This is a genomic window from Kitasatospora sp. NPDC058492 (assembly GCF_042720685.1).
GTDB lineage: Bacteria > Actinomycetota > Actinomycetes > Streptomycetales > Streptomycetaceae > Kitasatospora.
In genome coordinates this window covers 17,718-35,247 of the sequence record NZ_JBHXMU010000018.1, presented here as the reverse complement: position 1 = coordinate 35,247, position 17,530 = coordinate 17,718, and the positions used below count along the sequence as shown (strand labels likewise).

Genomic DNA, 17,530 nt, shown 5'->3' with positions numbered 1-17,530 from the left:
AGGGTCGGGACACCCTACGTTTCCGGCGTGTTTCTGTCAGCCGCGTCCCCGCAGTTGTAGCGGAAGCAAAAGGAGCAGAACACCCCTCAATGCGGAGAAACCGCAGTACGCCGAGAAGGCTCCCGCCCGGGCCCCGCCCGCTCCTACCTTTCCGGGGCAAGCACAGACCCGGGAGGATTGAATGAGCACAACCCCGGCGATCGAGCTGACTGGCGCGACGAAACGGTTCCGCACCCCGTCCGGGGCCCTGCACACCGCCGTCCGTGATCTCGATCTGACCGTCGCCCAAGGCGAGTTCGTCGCCGTCGTCGGGCCCACCGGCTGCGGCAAGTCCACCACGCTGACCCTGGTCAGCGGCCTGGAGGAGCCCACCGAGGGCGAGGTCCGGGTGGACGGCGAGCCGGTCCGCGGGATCCACCCCAAGGTCGGTTTCGTCTTCCAGCAGGACGCCGTCTTCCCCTGGCGCACCGTCCTGTCCAACGTGATGGCCGGGCCGCGCTTCCGCGGCGTGCCCACCGCCGAGGCCAGGGAACGGGCCCGGGACTGGCTGGGCCGCGTCGGCCTCGCCGCCTTCGAGGACCGCTACCCGCACCAGCTGTCCGGCGGCATGCGCAAGCGCGTCGCGCTCGCCCAGACCTTCGTCAACGACCCGGACATCCTGCTGATGGACGAGCCGTTCTCGGCGCTGGACGTGCAGACCCGCGCCCTGATGTCCGACCAGCTGCTGGAGCTGTGGGCCGGGACCAGGTCCTCCGGGAACGCCGCGTCGGTCGTCTTCGTCACCCACGACCTGGACGAGGCCATCGCGCTCGCCGACCGGGTCGTCGTCATGACGGCCGGACCGGCCACCGTCAAGGAGATCTTCACCGTCGACCTGCCACGACCGCGCACCGTGGAGGCCGTCCGGCTGGAACCGAGGTTCGTCGAGCTGTACCGCGAGATCTGGGCCTCGCTCGGCGAAGAGGTGCGCATCACCCGGGAGAGAGGAGCGGGTCGTGCCGCTTGAGACCGCATCGGCCGTCGCCGACAAGCCCCCGGCGGCCGCCCCCGCCAGCCGCACCGAGGCCCGCGAACGGGCCGCCCGCAACCGGAGGCTGACCGTCTACGGGGCCCGGGTCGCGGTCCTGGTCGCCTTCCTCGGACTGTGGGAGGTCTGCGCCCGCACCGACGTCATCGACCCGTTCAACTTCTCGCAGCCGTCGAAGATCTGGGACCAGATCTGGCAGTGGATCACCCACGGCACCGCGCAGGGCTCGCTCGGCGAACAGATCGGCTACACCCTCTACGAGGCCCTCACCGGCTGGGTGATCGGCGTCATCTGCGGTGTGCTGCTCGGCATCGCGCTCGGCCGGGTCCGCTTCCTGGCCGACGTGTTCGGGCCCTACATCAAGGTGCTCAACGCGATCCCGCGGATCGTGCTCGCCCCGATCTTCCTGATCTGGTTCGGCCTCGGCCCGGCCTCCAAGGTCGCCTCCGCCGTCGTCCTGGTGTTCTTCCCGGTGTTCTTCAACGCCTTCCAGGGCGCCCGCGAGGTGGACCGCAACCTCGTCTCCAACGCCCGCATCCTCGGCGCCGACGGCCGAAAGGTCACCCTCCAGGTGGTCATCCCCGCCGCCACCACCTGGATCTTCACCAGCCTGCACGTCAGCTTCGGCTTCGCCCTGATCGGGGCCATCGTCGGCGAGTACATCGGCGCCACCAAGGGCCTCGGGCTGCTCGTCGCCGCCGCCCAGGGCACCTTCAACGCGGCCGGCGTGTACGCCGCCATGACCATCCTCGCCGTCGTGGCGCTGCTCACCGAGGGGCTGCTGACCTTCGCCGAGAAGAAGCTGTTCCGCTGGAAGCCCGTCGACGCGGGCGACGGCCGCTGAACCCCCTGCGTCGCTGAACCCTCTGCGTCGCTGAATCCCCTGCGCCGCTGAACCGTCCTGCGTCGCTGAACCCCACCCTCCGGCGTCGCGAACCCCCCACGCCGCTGAACCCCCCACGCCGCTGAACCCCCTTGTGCCGCTGATCCCCCCTCGCAGAGAGAGGCACCCCCCACCCATGCGCCCGAACCCGATCGGCAGATCCGCCGCGGCCGCCCTCGCCGCCGTCCTGCTCCTCCCGCTCTCCGCCTGCGCCAACGACGCCGCCACGACCACCCACGGCGCCGCCGCCCCGGCCGGCCGGCAGGTCGACGGACCCAAGGTCAAGATCATGGTCGGTGGCCTGGACAAGGTCATCTACCTGCCCGCGATGCTCACCCAGCGGCTCGGCTTCTTCGCCGACGCCGGTGTCAACGTCGAGCTGATGAGCGAGCCCGCCGGCGTCAACGCCACCACCGCGCTGCTCGCCGGCGACGTCCAGGGCGCCGTCGGCTTCTACGACCACACCATCGACCTCCAGGCCAAGGGCAAGATCGTCGAGTCCGTGGTGCAGTTCTCCCAGGCCCCCGGCGAGGTCGAACTCGTCTCCACCAAGCAGGCCGACGCCATCAAGTCCGGCGCCGACTTCAAGGGCAAGAAGCTCGGCGTCACCAGCATCGGTTCCTCCACCGACTTCCTCACCAAGTACCTCGCCGTCAAGAACGGCACCGCCGTCAGCGAGTTCAGCCCGATCGCGGTCGGCGCGGGCCAGACCTTCATCGCCGCGCTCCAACAGGGCAGCATCGACGGCGGGATGACCACCGACCCGACCGTCGCCAACGTCCTCGACAAGGGCCTCGGCAAGATCCTCTACGACATGCGCACCCCCGAGGGCTCCCGCGACGCCCTCGGCGGCCTCTACCCGTCGTCCTCGCTCTACATGAACACCGACTGGGTGGAGAAGAACAAGGACACCACCCAGAAGCTCGCCAACGCCTTCGTCAAGACCCTCAAGTGGATGTCCACGCACAGCCCCGAGGAGATCGCCGCGAAGATGCCCGCCGACTACGCGCAGGGCGGCGCCGAGCAGTACGCGGCCGCGATCAAGGCGACCCTGCCGATGTTCACCACCGACGGGGTGATGCCGGCCGACGGCCCCAAGACCGTCCTCGCCGTCCTCGCCGCCTTCCACCCGGACGTCAAGGGCAAGGAGGGCACCATCGACCTCTCCCGCACCTACACCACCGAGTTCGTCGGCAAGGCCGTCACCGGCTGAGCCGACACCCGACGTGACGGCCCCGCGCACCTCCGTGGACAGCAGGCGCGGGGCCGCCCGCGCGCTCCGGTCCCGCGCTCACCCCCACGGGCGCGGGGCCGCCCGCGCTCCCGACCTGCTGAAGACCCTGCCGGCGCGCTGCCGTCCCGCTACCGGCCCCGCACCGAGAGCACGTCCATCCGCGACGGCGTCCCCGCCGCCTTGCCGCAGCTCTCCGGACGCGCCGGCTCGCTCACCGCCTCGATCACGTCCACCTCCCAGGCCCGGCCGTCCTGGTGCAGCACCGAGACCAGCCAACGGCCCGCGCCGTCCGGCCGCTGGGACAGCGTCAGCGCGTCCACCCCGGTCTCCCCGGTCGCCAGCCGCACCGCGTGCTCGGCCGCCTGGCCCGGACGCTCCCAGCCCGAACAGCCCCGCGACCAGGCCGGCACCATGTGCCCGGCCGCCGTCGCCGCCAGCACCTCCTTGGCCGCCTCCGCCGTCAGCCGCCCGTACGCGTAGCCGTACGGCAGCACCAGCATCGTGGGGGAGAAGCGGTGGCCGCCCAGGTGCGTCACCTCCCACACCTCGCTGTGCCCGGCCGCCGCCAGCTCCGCCGCCAACGGGCGGCCCAGCAGCGCGCAACAGCGGTCCCGCCGCCCGTTGGTGCACACCAGCGCCAACGGGCCGCCGACGTGCTCCACCCCGAAACCGCCGTGGTCGCCGACGCCCAGCGCCGCGAAGTCCAGCTCCAGAAGCTCCGCCGGATCGACCACCTCCGCCCGGCGCACCCAGCTGCGACCCGGCACCGTGTGCGCCACGACCACCTCGTGCCGCGCCGTCGGCAGACAGTCCGCGTGCCGCCCCGGCCGCCGGATCAGCGCCACCCGCACCCCGGTGCCCGCCGCGGCCGCGTCCAGCGCCCGCCCCGTCGCCGGGTCCAGGTGACTCTCCCCGAGTGCCTTCGCGCCCCACGGCCCGTTCTGCTCCACCAGCAGCCAGGTGGTCGCCACCGCGGCGGTGGCGGTCAGCGGCTCCGACAGTTCACGCGACAACGTCGCACAGGTGCTCACCCGGGCAAGGCTACCCTCGGCACCCGCCGCGCCCCCGAACGACGGAGGAGGGGCGCCGGACGGCTCCGGCACCCCTCCTCCACCACGCCTGCGCCCTACGCCGGCCCGGCCACCACCGCGATCGGCGCCGTCACCGGCGTGCCCGAACCGTCACGGCGCGGGTCGCGCTCCGGCAGGTCCACCGGCGCGCCCTTGTCGGACGCCGCCCGGGCCGGGGCCACGCCCGCCCAGGCGAACGTCAGACCGTCCTCGCCGCGCAGGAACCGCTGGCAGCGCACGCCGCCCGTCGCCCGGCCCTTGCGCGGGTACTGCTCGAACGGCGTCACCTTCCACGACGTCTGCTCCTCGCCGGCCAGCGTCCCCGACGCCCCCGCCACCGAGACCACCACCGCGTCCGACGCCGGATCCACCGCCGTGAACGACAGCACCCGCGCCCCGTCGGACAGCTTGATCCCCGCCATGCCGCCCGCCGGACGGCCCTGCGGGCGCACCTGCCCCGCCGGATAGCGCAGCAGCTGCGCGTCCGAAGCGATGAAGACCAAGTCCTCCTCGCCGGTGCGCAGTTCGACCGCGCCCACCAGCTCGTCACCCTCCTTGAGGGCGATCACCTCGAACTCGTCCTTGTTCGCCGGCCACTCCGGCACCACCCGCTTCACCACGCCCTGCACCGTGCCCAGCGCCAGCCCCGGCGAGGACTCGTCCAACGTGGTCAGCGCCAGCGCCCGCTCCCCGGCCTCCAGCCGCAGGAACTCGCCCACCGCCGCCCCGCCGGCCAGCGTCGGCGACGGCGTCGGCGGCAGCGCCGGCAGATCGATCACCGGCAGCCGCAGCACCCGGCCCGCCGACGTCACCACACCCACGTCCGCCCGCGCCGTCGCCGGCACCGCCGACACGATCACATCGTGCTTCGACCGCTTCTCCGACAGCTCGAACGGCTCCCCGTCCGCCGTCCGCGCCAGCAGGCCCGTCGACGACAGCAGCACCCGGCACGGGTCGTCCGCCACCTCCAGCGGCACCGACAGCGCCGCCGACGGCGCCGCCCCCGCCTCCAGCAGCACCGTCCGCCGCTCCGTCCCGAACTGCTTCGCCACCGCGCCGAGTTCGGACGACACCACGCTGCGCAGCCGGGAGTCGGAGTCCAGGATCTCGGTCAGCTCCGCGATCTCCGCGTTCAGCTTCGCCTTCTCCTGCTCCAGCTCCACCCGGTCGAACCGGGTCAGCCGCCGCAGCGGAGTGTCCAGGATGTACGCCGTCTGCGTGTCCGACAGCGAGAAGCGCTCCATCAGGCGCTCCTTCGCCTGCCCCGCGTTGTCACTCGACCGGATGATCGCGATGACCTCGTCGATGTCGAGCAGCGCGACCAGCAGACCGTCGACCAGGTGCAGCCGCTCCTCCCGCTTGCGCCGGCGGAAGTCGCTGCGCCGCCGCACCACGGTGAACCGGTGGTCGACGTAGACCTCCAGCAGCTCCTTCAGCCCCAGCGTCAGCGGCTGGCCGTCCACCAGCGCCACGTTGTTGATGCCGAAGGTCTCCTCCATCGGCGTCAGCTTGTACAGCTGCTCCAGCAGCGCCTCCGGCACGAAGCCGTTCTTCACCTCGATCACCAGCCGCAGCCCGTGCTCGCGGTCGGTCAGGTCCTTGACGTCCGCGATGCCCTGCAGCTTCTTCGCGTTGACCAGGTCCTTGATCTTCGAAATGACCTTCTCCGGGCCGACGTTGTACGGCAGCTCGGTCACCACGATGCCCTTGCGGCGCGCCGTCACCGCCTCCACCGTCGTGGTCGCCCGGATCTTGAACGTGCCGCGGCCCGACTCGTACGCGTCCCGGATCCCCGACAGGCCCACGATCCGCCCGCCCGTCGGCAGGTCCGGACCGGGCACGAACCGCATCAGCGTGTCCAGGTCCGCGGTCGGGTGCTTGATCAGGTGCCGGGCCGCCGCCACCACCTCGGACAGGTTGTGCGGCGGCATGTTCGTCGCCATGCCGACCGCGATGCCCGTCGCGCCGTTCACCAGCAGGTTCGGGAACGCCGCCGGCAGCGCCAACGGCTCCTGCTCGCTGCCGTCGTAGTTCGGACCGAAGTCGACGGTGTCCTCGTGGATCGACTCCACCATCGCCATCGACGCCGCCGTCAGCCGAGACTCCGTGTAGCGCATCGCCGCCGGCGGGTCGTCGTTGCCCAGCGAACCGAAGTTCCCGTGCCCGTCGATCAGCGGCAGCCGCATCGAGAACGGCTGCGCCATCCGGACGACCGAGTCGTAGATCGACGCGTCGCCGTGCGGGTGCAGCCGGCCCATCACCTCGCCCACCACACGGGCGCACTTCACGTGCGCGCGGTCCGGCCGCAGGCCCATCTCGTTGGCCTGGTACAGGATCCGGCGGTGCACCGGCTTCAGACCGTCCCGCGCGTCCGGAAGCGCACGCGAGTAGATCACCGAGTAGGCGTACTCCAGGAAGGAGCCCTGCATCTCGTCCACGACGTCGACATCGAGGATCCGCTCCTCGAAGTCTCCGGGCGGCGGGGTCTGCGAACTGCGGCGGGCCATCGCGGCGGGGCTCCCTTACGTCTCGCTTGCTGTGTCTCGGTCAGTCTCTGACGTCCATCCACCGACCCCCGTCAACAGGGCTCGGCGCCCCCATTGTGGACCCTCGCGCCGACACTCCCGGCCAGCGCCCCTCTTCCGCCCCTGGCGAACGCCCCGTCTGCGCGGGACACGAACACGCCCCCCGCGCGTTGCACCACAATGGGGGACGCCACACGAACCCCGACATCGACGACGGGAAGGACCCGAGCGCATGGCCAACCCGGCCCCCGCATCCGCCTCCACCGGAGGACATGGCGCTGCCATCGCCATCACCGAGCACCGCCTGGCCAACGGCCTGCGCGTCGTCCTCTCCGAGGACCACCTCACCCCGGTCGCCGCGGTCTGCCTCTGGTACGACGTGGGCTCCCGGCACGAGGTCAAGGGCCGCACCGGCCTCGCCCACCTCTTCGAGCACCTCATGTTCCAGGGCTCCGCCAACGTCTCCAACAACGGGCACTTCGAGCTCGTCCAGGGCGCCGGCGGCTCGCTCAACGGCACCACCAGCTTCGAGCGCACCAACTACTTCGAGACCATGCCCGCCCACCAGCTGGAGCTCGCCCTCTGGCTGGAGGCCGACCGCATGGGCTCGCTGCTCGCCGCCCTCGACGAGACGTCCATGGAGAACCAGCGCGACGTCGTCAAGAACGAGCGCCGCCAGCGCTACGACAACGTCCCCTACGGCACCGCCTTCGAGAAGCTCACCGCGCTCTCGTTCCCCGACGGCCACCCGTACCACCACACCCCGATCGGCTCCATGGCCGACCTCGACGCCGCCACCCTCGACGACGCCCGCGCGTTCTTCCGCACCTACTACGCGCCCAACAACGCCGTCCTCACCGTCGTCGGCGACATCGACCCCGAGCAGACCATCGCCTGGGTCGAGAAGTACTTCGGCAGCATCCCCTCCCACGACGGCAAGCAGCCGCCGCGCTCCGGCGAACTCCCCGACACCATCGGCAGCGAACTGCGCGAGCACGTCCACGAGGACGTCCCCTCCCGCGCCCTGATGGCCGCCTACCGCCTCCCGCACGACGGCACCCGCGACGCCGACGCCGCCGACCTCGCCCTCACCATCCTCGGCAGCGGCGAGTCCAGCCGCCTCTACAACCGGCTCGTCCGCCGCGACCGCACCGCCGTCGCCGCCGGCTTCGGCCTGCTCCGCCTCGCCGGCGCCCCCAGCCTCGGCTGGCTCGACGTCAAGACCTCCGGCGACGCCACCATCGAGCAGATCGACGCCGCCGTCGACGAGGAACTCGCCCGCTTCGCCACCGAAGGCCCCACCCCCGAGGAACTCGAACGGGCCCAGGCCCAGATCGAGCGCGAATGGCTCGACCGGCTCACCACCGTCGCCGGCCGCGCCGACGAACTCTGCCGCTACGCCGTCCTGTTCGGTGACCCCAAGCTCCTGAACGACGCCCTCCCCAAGGTCCTCGACATCACCGCCGAGGAGGTCCAGGCCGTCGCCAAGGCCCGGCTCCACCCCGACAACCGGGCCGTCCTCGTCTACGAGCCCACCACGGCCGACGACACCGACGCCCCCGCCGCCACCGATGAGGAGGGTGCCGCCGCATGAGCACCGACTACGTCCCCGCCATGACGTTCCACCCCCAGCCCGAGCCCGGCACCCCCGGCCCCTGGGCCTTCCCCGCCCCCGAGCGCGCCGCCCTCGGCAACGGCATCACCGTCCTGCACTGCCACCGGCCCGGCCAGCAGCTCGTCGCCGTCGAGGTCCTCCTCGACGCCCCGCTCGCCGCCGAACCCGACGGCCTCGACGGCATCGCCGCCATCCTCGCCCGCGCCCTCAGCGAAGGCACCGACACCCTCACCGCCGAGGAGTACGCCGCCGAACTCGAACGCGCCGGCGCCACCCTCGACGCCCACGCCGACCACCCCTGCATCCGCGTCTCCCTGGAGGTCCCCGCCTCCCGCCTGCAGCGCGGCCTCTCCCTGCTCGCCGACGCCCTGCGCGCCCCCGCCCTCCCCGAGGACGAGATCGAGCGCCTCGTCGCCAACCGCCTCGACGAGATCGTCCACGAGCAGGCCAACCCCGCGCGGCGCGCCGCCAAGGCCCTCTACGCCGAGCTCTTCGACGGCGCCGACCGCCTCTCCCGGCCCCGCAGCGGCACCGCCGACACGGTCAAGGCCATCGACCGGGCCGCCGTCAAGGCCTTCTACGACGCCCACGTGCGCCCCGCCACCGCCACCGTCGTCGTGGTCGGCGACCTCACCGGCACCGACCTGCCCGCCCTCCTGGAGAGCACCCTCGGCACCTGGACCGGCAACACCGCCGAACCATCCGCCCACGCCCCCGTCACCGCCGACGACCGCGGCCGCGTCGTCATCGTCGACCGCCCCGGCTCCGTCCAGACCCAACTCCTCATCGGCCGCATCGGCCCCGACCGCCACGACCCCCTCTGGGCCGCCCAGATCCTCGGCACCTACTGCCTCGGCGGCACCCTCACCTCCCGCCTCGACCGCGTCCTGCGCGAGGAGAAGGGCTACACCTACGGCGTCCGCTCCTTCGCCCAGCCGCTGCGCTCCGCCGCCGACGGCAGCGGCCGCTCGTTGCTCGCCATCAGCGGCTCGGTGGACACCGCCTCCACCGCCCCGGCGCTCGCCGACACCTGGACCATCCTGCGCACCCTCGCCGCCGAGGGCCTCACCGACGCCGAGCGCGACGAGGCCGTGCAGTTCCTGGTCGGCGTCGCCCCGCTGAAGTACGAGACCGCGGGCTCGGTCGCCGGCACCCTGGCCGACCAGGTCGAGCAGTACCTCGCGGACGACTACCAGGCCGAGGTCTACCGGCAGCTCGCCGAACTGCCCACCGCCGCCGCCACCGAGGCCGTCGTCGCCGCCTTCCCGCCGGACCGCCTGGTCACCGTGCTGGTCGGCGACGCCTCCGTCATCGCCGACGACGTGCGGGCCCTCGGCATCGGCGAGGTCACCGTCGTCAGCTGACCCGGCGTTTCCCGTGCGGCCCGGTGGAGCACCCGCTCCGCCGGGCCGTCGCGTTGTTAAATCCGTTGCGGGCCAGCGGCGTTCCGTGGATAGATGTCCCCGGCACACACGGACGAACGACGACGAACGACGACGACGAACGAAGGGAGGCGGTCACCATGCGGGTCGAGCGAGCCATACGCCGACGCTCCCCAAGGCCGTCCTCCCCCTGTGCCCAGGGCGCCTGAGCCCCACCCCCGAACTTCCCCGAGCCGCACCGGGCTTCTTCGCGCGGCACCCCCTTCCCCGAACCACCCGACCGCTGGAGGTCGTTCAACCATGACGTACACCGAGGTGCCCGGAATCCGGGTCCCGATCCGGATGTGGACCGACCCGGCCACCGTCGAGGGCCAGGCCCTGCAGCAGCTGCGCAACATCAGCTCCCTGCCCTGGCTGCACGGCCTCGCCGTGATGCCCGACGTCCACCTGGGCAAGGGCGCGACCGTCGGCTCCGTCATCGCCATGAAGGGCGCCGTCTGCCCGGCGGCGGTCGGCGTCGACATCGGCTGCGGCATGAGCGCGGTGAAGACCTCCCTCACCGCCGAGGACCTCCCCGAGGACCTGTCCCGCCTCCGCTCCAAGATCGAGCAGGCCATCCCGGTCGGCCGCGGCCTCCACACCGACCCCGTCGACCCGACCAAGCTGCACGGCCTCCGGACGGCGGGTTGGGACGACTTCTGGCACCGGTTCGACGGCGTGGCCGGGGAGGTCAAGTGGCGCCGCGAGCGGGCGATGCAGCAGATGGGGACGCTCGGGGGAGGGAATCACCACATTGAACTATGTGTCGATGATAAGAAAAGTGTTTGGCTGACGCTGCATTCCGGTTCTCGTGGAATCGGCAAGGAACTGGCCGAGTACCACATGGGTGTGGCCCGGTCGCTGCCGCACAACCAGGGGCTGATCGACCGTGACCTCGCGGTGTTCATCTCGGAGACCCCGCAGATGGCGGCCTACCGGCAGGACCTGTTCTGGGCGCAGGAATACGCGCTGCACAACCGCTCGATCATGATGGCTCTCTTCAAGGACGTCGTACGCCGCGAGCTCCCGAAGGCGAAGGTGACCTTCGAGGACGAGATCAGCTGCCACCACAACTACGTGGCGGAGGAGCGGTACGACGGCCAGGACCTGCTGGTGACCCGCAAGGGCGCGATTCGCGCCCGGACCGGCGACTACGGCATCATCCCGGGGTCCATGGCCACCGGTTCGTACATCGTGCGCGGGCTGGGCAACGAGGCGTCGTTCAACTCGGCCTCGCACGGTGCCGGCCGCAAGATGAGCCGCAGCGCGGCGAAGAAGCGGTTCTCCACGCAGGACTTGGTGGAGCAGACCAAGGGCGTGGAGTGCCGCAAGGACAGCGGCGTCGTGGACGAGATCCCGGGCGCGTACAAGTCGATCGAGAAGGTCATGGCACAGCAGACCGATCTCGTCGAGCCGATCGCCCACCTCATGCAGGTCGTCTGCGTCAAGGGGTGATCGAATGAGGCGGCCCCCGACGAAGCCGGGGGCCGCCTTCACCGCTGCGGAAAGACTCTCGGACGTTTGGGGCCGACAAGTCGCCAGTGACGGACCTTGCAGCTCTTGAGCGTTCGCCCCAAGTGCGCGGAGGCCGTCTCCATGCTTGGTGCGGTGAGGATCACCTCGTCCTCCTCCGGGGTCCAGCTGCGCCGAGGGGGTGCGAATCCCATGGTCGATGGACGAACCCACACGCTGACTCGATCGGCACCGGCCTGCTTGCGGAGCAGCGCCAGGCAGCCCGGGTAGTAGAGGTCGGTGGCCAGGGCCACGGCGGCCTCGTTGAGGAAGAGGATGTTGTAGATGTTGTCGCGTTTGTTGCGGTTGAGCTTGCGCCGGGCTCCGCAGAGGCGTTCTGCATAGAGGGCAGTGAAGGCGGCCGTCGCGTCGCTCTTGGTGGCCAGGCCGACGAAGGGCAGTTCCTTGGACGTGAGGCCCACCGAGCCGTCGGCGTCGATGAGGCCGCGCAGGTAGTCGCGCTCGGAGAACGGCACCGTCGGCGGTGCGATGAGCTCGGACTTCCGCCCCACCGGCAGGCCGAGGTCCCGCAGTTCCTCGCGGAATTCGCGGGCGCAGACGGTCCACATCGCCGAGGTGTGCTCCGCTTTGAAGTTCGTGCTGCGCGTCCGGTACCGGATGCTGCTGTTGTACGGGCAGAGCCGCTGGAACTCCTCCAGGATGGGCGCGTCGCGCGCGGAGAGTTCCACGGAGAGCCGGCCGCGGTTGCGGGACTGCTCGGTGAGGTGTCCGTCCGCCTGGAGGAAGGCGAACATGTAGGCGTGCTCGGGTCGTTCGAGGTCGAAGAATGTCATGCGGCGAGCATCTGTGCGATCGATCGCCGAAGGAGCGCGACCGCTCGCCAGTTCGCTCAATGGTGTGGATGCGATCGATTCCGCGAACAGAAGCGCCCGGCAGTGTTAGGACTGCCGGGCGCTTCTGTCGGTCGAGTTGGCTCAGGCCGCGGCCGGGAGCTCGTCGAGGCCTTCCTGGACGAGCTTGGCGAGGCGGTCCAGGGCGTCGTCGGCGTTGTCGGCGTCGGAGGCGAGGATGACCTCGTCGCCGCCCTGGGCGCCGAGGCCGAGCAGGCCGAGCATGGAGGCGGCGTTGACGGGGTTGCCGCCTGGCTTGGCGATGGTGATCGGCACGCCGGTGGCCGTGACGGCCCGGACGAAGACGGAGGCGGGACGGGCGTGCAGGCCCTCGGCCCAACCGATGGTGACGCGGCGCTCAGCCATGAGACGTGCCTTTCCGGTGAAGCTGGTTACGGCCGTGCTCGGGGAAAGCGGCCATGTTGTCTAGACCAGTGTTGCACGCAGGCGGCCCCTGCGAGCCGCCGCGTTCGGGACTTGTGATTGTTTCTTTTCGGGGCATAAGGCCCGGCCGGCGGCCCTGCCCACCCTGCTGCCAGTGTGCGCCCGGCGCCATTCGGCTCGCTGCCGGATAACCTGACGAATGTGGACGACTCCGCAGTGGCGCAGCCCGAGCAGGACCCCGGTGACCGGGGGGAATCCGGACCGGATTACCCCCAGCACTGGGAGGCCGACATCCTGCTGCGGGACGGCGGTACGGCCCGTATCCGGCCGATCACGCCGGAGGACGCGGAGCGTCTGGTGGAGTTCTACGCACAGGTGTCGGACCAGTCCAAGTACTTCCGTTTCTTCGCCCCCTATCCCCGGTTGTCGGAGAAGGACGTCCGCCGTTTCACCCACCACGACTTCGTGGACCGGGTGGCGCTGGCGGTGGTGGTCCGGGACCGTTTCATCGCGACCGTCCGCTACGACCGGATCGACGCGCAGGGCCGTCCGTCCGAGGCCGGGACGGACGCCGAGGTGGCGTTCCTGGTGCAGGACGCCCATCAGGGCCGCGGGGTGGCGTCGGCGCTGCTGGAGCACATCGCGGCGGTGGCGCAGGAGCGCGGGATCCGCCGGTTCCAGGCGGAGGTGCTGCCGGAGAACCGGAAGATGGTGAAGGTCTTCACCGATGCCGGCTACACGCAGCGCCGCAGTTTCACCGACGGTGTGGTGCACCTGGAGTTCGATCTTGAGCAGACGGACCGTTCGCTGGCGGTGATGCGGGCGCGCGAGCACCGGGCGGAGGCGAAGTCGGTGCAGCGGCTGCTGACCCCGCGGTCGGTGGCGGTGATCGGGGTGTCGCGCAATCCGCAGACGGTGGGCCGGGCGATCCTGCGGGACCTGTTGGGCAGTGCCGACGACACGCGCCCGGTGTACGCGGTGAACCGCAACGCCCCGCCGGGCACCGGGCTGGACGGCGTCCCGGTGCACCGTTCGGTTCTGGACATTCCCGGGCCGGTGGATCTCGCGGTGATCGCCGTCCCGGAGGGGGCCGTCCCGGCGGCTGTCGCCGAGTGCGGCGCGCACGGGGTGCAGGGCCTGGTGGTGGTGACCGCCGGGTACGCGGAGACCGGTCCGGAGGGCCGGGACCGCCAGCGCGCGCTGGTGCGCCAGGCGCGGGCGGCGGGGATGCGGGTGATCGGCCCGAACGCCTTCGGCCTGATCAACACCGATCCGGACCGCCCGTTGAACGCCTCGCTGGCCCCGCAGCTGCCGGGCCGGGGCGGGTTCGGGATCTTCTGCCAGTCCGGCGCGATCGGGGTGGCCCTGCTGGAGTCGGCGCACCGCCGGGGCCTGGGGGTGTCCTCCTTCGCCTCGGTGGGCAACCGGTCGGACGTCTCCGGGAACGACTTCCTGCAGTACTGGGCGGAGGACGAGGCCACCGAGGTGGTGCTGCTCTACCTGGAGTCCTTCGGCAACCCGCGCAAGTTCACCCGGATCGCGCGCCGGCTGGCCGCGGTGAAGCCGGTCGTGGTGGTGAAGGGCGCCCGGCACACCGGCAGCCTGCCGCCGGGCCACGCGGTGCCGGCGACCGCGACGGGGCTGCGTGACGCGACGGTGGACGCGCTGTTCGAGCAGGCGGGCGTGATCAGGGTGGAGACGATCACCGAGCTGTACGACACCGGGGAGCTGCTGGCCCTGCAGCCGCTGCCGCCGGGGGACCGGGTCGCGGTGGTCGGCAACTCGGACTCGCTGGGTCTGCTGACCTACGACGCCTGCCTGAGCGCGGGCCTGCGGCCGCGCACGCCGGTGGACCTGACCACGGCCGCGACGGGCGAGAACTTCCGGATCGCGCTGGACGTGGCGCTGGCCGATCCGGCGGTGGACGCGGTGATCGCGGTGGCGATCCCGCCGATCGGCACGTCCGCGCACGCCTTCATGGGCGGCCGGCTGACCGGTCCGGACGATCCGGAGATGGGTTCGGACGATCCGGAGATCGCCGACGCACTGCTCGAAGCCAGCCGAAGGGCAAGGGAGTTGGGCAAGCCGCTGGTGCTCGCCCATCTGGCGTTGACCGATCTGCCGGTCCGGCTGCGCCCGGGGGGCGTGCCGGCGTTCGCGGCGCCGGAGCGGGCGGTGCGGGCGCTGGCGCACGCGGTGCACTACGCGCAGTGGCGGCGCCGGACGGCCGAGGCGGAGGAGACGGCCCGGGTGCCCGAGCTGGACCGGATCGACGAGCCGGGCGCCCGCGCGCTGGTCGAGGCGGCGTTGAGCACCCGGACGGCGATCGCCGCGCGGACGCAGCCGGGCGGCGCCCGGATCACCCTGCCGGACGCCGGGGCCCGCGAGCTGCTGGCCCGCTATGGCATCGACGTCTTCCCGGCGCTGCCGGCGCCGGACGAGGAGGCGGCCGTGCGGGCCGCGGCGACACTCGGCTATCCGGTGGCGTTGAAGGCCACCGCCCCGCATCTGCGCCACCGCCCGGACCTGGGCAGCGTGCGGCTGGACCTGACCGGCGAGCCCGGGCTGCGCCGGGCGCACCGCGAGCTGGACGCGCTGCTGGGCGGTGCGGCGCAGGCGGAGCTGGTGGTGCAGCGGCTGGCGCCGCGCGGGGTGGACACCGTGATCGGCGCCACGGTGGATCCGGCGGTCGGCGCGATCCTGTCGTTCGGCCTGGCGGGGGCGCCCGCCGAGCTGCTGGGCGATGTGGCGCACCGCTTGGTCCCGGCGACCGACCAGGAGGTGGCCGGGCTGGTCCGGGAGGTGCGGGCGGCGCCCCTGCTGTTCGGTTGGCGGGGTGCGGAGGCGGTGGACACCGGCGCGTTGGAGGAGTTGCTGCTGCGGGTGTCGCAGTTGGTGGACGACGTTCCGGAGATCGCCTCGGTGGATCTCGAACCGGTGGTCGTGGCCCCGTACGGGCTGGCGATCCTGGGGGCGCGGGTGCGGATCGCGCCGCTGCCCGTCCGTAGCGATCTGGGCCCGCGCGCGATGAGCACCCTGTAACCTTCCTTGGTTGCGCCTGCCTGTGGGCGCTGTTGTCCGAAGCTCGGCGCCGTGCCGCCCGCTTCGTCGGCGGACCATGCCAGGATGGAGTTATGGCGAAGACCGGTACCACCAGCACTCAGGACCTGCGCTCGGCGATCGAGCGCAGCGGTTACTACCCGGCCCTGGTGTCCGAGGCGGTCGAGGCCGCGGTGGGCCCGGAGCCGATCAGCTCCTACCTGGTGCACCAGGAGACGACCTTCGACGCCAACGAGGTGCGTCGGCACGTGACGGTGCTGGTGCTGACCCCGACGCGGTTCGTGGTGAGCCACACCGACGAGCAGTCGGGGGACGCGGGCAGTCCGGCGGTGCCGTTCGCGACGACGTCGACGGAGAGTGTCCGGCTGGACCGGATCGGTTCGGTCGTGCTGAGCCGGATGGTCGCGAACCCGGAGACGTACACGCCGGGGACGCTGCCGCGCGAGGTGGTGCTGACGATCGGCTGGGGTGCGGTGCAGCGGCTGGACCTGGAGCCCGCGGGCTGTTCGGACCCGAACTGCGAGGCTGACCACGGCTACACGGGTTCGGCGACGGCTGACGATCTCTCACTGCGGGTGAGCGAGGCCGGTGACGGCCCGGAGACGGTGGCCCAGGCACTGGTGTTCGCCCGCGCGCTCTCCGACGCGACGATCAGCAACGGCCCGCGGGTCTGAGCGCCGCCGCCTTCGACTGCTACGAATCCGGTTTCATGTCCTTCGCACCTTCCGGCGGCTTCGACGCCTTCGAGATCCTCGACCCGGCCGCGGCTCCCGCGCCCCCGTACGGCAGCGGTTCGCTCTGCGACCTGTTGCCCTCGGTGGCGGCGGGCCTGGGCGTTCCGGGTTTCACCGCGACCCTGCCGATCGCTCCGGCGGACCGGGTGGTGGTGTTCCTGGTGGACGGCCTGGGCTGGGAGCTGCTGCTGCGGCACCCGGAGTACGCGCCGTTCCTGTCCTCGCTGGCCGGGAGTTCGATGGGTGGTTCGGGCCGCCCGCTGACCGCCGGTTTCCCGTCGACCACGGCGACCTCGCTGGCCTCGGTCGGCACCGGCACCCCGCCGGGGCTGCACGGTCTGGCCGGGTACACGGTCGCGGTGCCGGGCGCCGGTTATCTGATGAACCAGCTGCGTTGGCAGCCGCACACCGACCCGCACGTCTGGCAGCCGTACCCGACGGTCTTCGAGCGGACGGACGCCGCCGGGGTGGCGACCGCGCAGGTGTCCTCCCCGCTGTTCTCGCAGACGCCGCTGACCAGGGTGGCGCTGTCCGGCGGCACCTTCCTGGGCCGGACCACGGGCGAGGAGCGGATGGACCTGGCGGCCTCCTGGCTGGCCGAGCACGACCGGGCGCTGGTCTACACGTACGTCAGCGAGCTGGACGGTGCGGGCCACCGCTTCGGGGTGGACTCGGACGAGTGGCGGATGACCCTGGACGCGGTGGACCGGCTGGCCCGCCGGCTGGCCGAGCGGCTGCCGCCGCGGTCGGCGATGTACGTGACCGCCGACCACGGCATGATCGACATCGCGCCGGAGGACCGGATCGACTTCGACGAGGACTGGGAGCTGGGCGCCGGCGTGGCCCTGCTGGGCGGCGAGGGCCGGGCCCGGCACGTGTACGCGGTGCCCGGTGCGGCGGCCGACGTGTTCGCGGTCTGGAGCGAGGTGCTGGGCGACCGGATGTGGGTGGCCACCCGGGACCAGGCGATCGCGGCGGGCTGGTTCGGTCCGGTCGTGGACGAGCGGGTGTACGGGCGGATCGGCGACGTGGTGGCCGCGGCGCGGGACGACATCGCGATCACCGCCTCCCGCAACGAGCCGGGCGAGTCCGCGATGATCGGTCTGCACGGTTCGATGACCCCGGTCGAGCAGTTCGTGCCGCTGCTCGAAGTTCGCGGCTGAGCCAGGTCCTTGACTCTTCTGTGCCCGAACTCCCCTGATGTGAAAGGCCTT

General features: G+C 71.8%; 13 protein-coding genes. 9 read left to right on the top strand and 4 right to left on the bottom strand.

Features of this window, described 5'->3' with window-relative positions; genetic code table 11:
- Positions 1 to 181: 181 nt before the first annotated feature.
- The 3 genes from ACFWPI_RS14445 (at position 182) to ACFWPI_RS14435 (ending at position 3,123) form a co-directional block, all read left to right on the top strand.
- Complete coding sequence (locus ACFWPI_RS14445) at positions 182 to 1,006, top strand: ABC transporter ATP-binding protein (protein ID WP_063349366.1); 825 nt, start codon at positions 182 to 184, stop codon at positions 1,004 to 1,006.
- Complete coding sequence (locus ACFWPI_RS14440; protein ID WP_380375601.1) at positions 996 to 1,871, top strand: ABC transporter permease; 876 nt, start codon at positions 996 to 998, stop codon at positions 1,869 to 1,871. The genes ACFWPI_RS14445 and ACFWPI_RS14440 overlap by 11 nt, the downstream gene beginning before the upstream one ends.
- Positions 1,872 to 2,046: 175 nt before the next feature.
- Positions 2,047 to 3,123, top strand: a complete 1,077-nt coding sequence (locus ACFWPI_RS14435; RefSeq protein WP_063349368.1) for an ABC transporter substrate-binding protein — start codon at positions 2,047 to 2,049, stop codon at positions 3,121 to 3,123.
- 149 nt (positions 3,124 to 3,272) lie between these two features.
- Here ACFWPI_RS14435 and ACFWPI_RS14430 read toward each other — a convergent pair whose 3' ends face one another.
- Both ACFWPI_RS14430 and ACFWPI_RS14425 read right to left on the bottom strand, forming a co-directional pair.
- Positions 3,273 to 4,175: a sucrase ferredoxin gene (locus ACFWPI_RS14430; protein WP_380375599.1), complete on the bottom strand. Its 903-nt coding sequence runs from the start codon at positions 4,173 to 4,175 to the stop codon at positions 3,273 to 3,275.
- A gap of 95 nt (positions 4,176 to 4,270) precedes the next feature.
- Positions 4,271 to 6,721: a DNA topoisomerase (ATP-hydrolyzing) subunit A gene (locus tag ACFWPI_RS14425; protein WP_380336341.1), complete on the bottom strand. Its 2,451-nt coding sequence runs from the start codon at positions 6,719 to 6,721 to the stop codon at positions 4,271 to 4,273.
- 250 nt (positions 6,722 to 6,971) lie between these two features.
- Here ACFWPI_RS14425 and ACFWPI_RS14420 point away from each other — a divergent pair, with 250 nt between their 5' ends.
- From ACFWPI_RS14420 to ACFWPI_RS14410, 3 genes are all read left to right on the top strand, one after another.
- The gene (locus tag ACFWPI_RS14420) at positions 6,972 to 8,333 is read left to right on the top strand and encodes a M16 family metallopeptidase (protein WP_380375597.1); all 1,362 of its coding nucleotides are present in this window, start codon (positions 6,972 to 6,974) and stop codon (positions 8,331 to 8,333) included.
- Positions 8,334 to 8,353: 20 nt separating this feature from the next.
- Positions 8,354 to 9,718, top strand: a complete 1,365-nt coding sequence (locus ACFWPI_RS14415; RefSeq protein ID WP_063351412.1) for a pitrilysin family protein — start codon at positions 8,354 to 8,356, stop codon at positions 9,716 to 9,718.
- Between the two features lie 318 nt (positions 9,719 to 10,036).
- Positions 10,037 to 11,230 (top strand): RtcB family protein, encoded by a 1,194-nt coding sequence (locus tag ACFWPI_RS14410; RefSeq protein WP_380375596.1) that lies wholly within the window; start codon positions 10,037 to 10,039, stop codon positions 11,228 to 11,230.
- A 38-nt stretch (positions 11,231 to 11,268) separates the two neighbouring features.
- Here ACFWPI_RS14410 and ACFWPI_RS14405 read toward each other — a convergent pair whose 3' ends face one another.
- Both ACFWPI_RS14405 and ACFWPI_RS14400 read right to left on the bottom strand, forming a co-directional pair.
- Positions 11,269 to 12,081 carry an LAGLIDADG family homing endonuclease gene (locus ACFWPI_RS14405; RefSeq protein WP_380375595.1) on the bottom strand — a complete coding sequence of 271 codons (813 nt, stop codon included), beginning with the start codon at positions 12,079 to 12,081 and terminating at the stop codon, positions 11,269 to 11,271.
- Between the two features lie 141 nt (positions 12,082 to 12,222).
- Positions 12,223 to 12,504 carry an HPr family phosphocarrier protein gene (locus tag ACFWPI_RS14400; RefSeq protein WP_063349373.1) on the bottom strand — a complete coding sequence of 94 codons (282 nt, stop codon included), beginning with the start codon at positions 12,502 to 12,504 and terminating at the stop codon, positions 12,223 to 12,225.
- Between the two features lie 234 nt (positions 12,505 to 12,738).
- Between ACFWPI_RS14400 and ACFWPI_RS14395 the strand changes: the two genes are divergently transcribed.
- The 3 genes from ACFWPI_RS14395 to ACFWPI_RS14385 all read left to right on the top strand — a co-directional run bounded on the left by ACFWPI_RS14395 (position 12,739) and on the right by ACFWPI_RS14385 (position 17,479).
- Positions 12,739 to 15,564: a GNAT family N-acetyltransferase gene (locus tag ACFWPI_RS14395; protein ID WP_380375618.1), complete on the top strand. Its 2,826-nt coding sequence runs from the start codon at positions 12,739 to 12,741 to the stop codon at positions 15,562 to 15,564.
- 92 nt (positions 15,565 to 15,656) lie between these two features.
- Positions 15,657 to 16,256, top strand: a complete 600-nt coding sequence (locus tag ACFWPI_RS14390) for a DUF5998 family protein (protein WP_063349374.1) — start codon at positions 15,657 to 15,659, stop codon at positions 16,254 to 16,256.
- Positions 16,257 to 16,291: 35 nt separating this feature from the next.
- Positions 16,292 to 17,479: an alkaline phosphatase family protein gene (locus tag ACFWPI_RS14385; RefSeq protein ID WP_063349375.1), complete on the top strand. Its 1,188-nt coding sequence runs from the start codon at positions 16,292 to 16,294 to the stop codon at positions 17,477 to 17,479.
- Positions 17,480 to 17,530 lie beyond the last annotated feature (51 nt).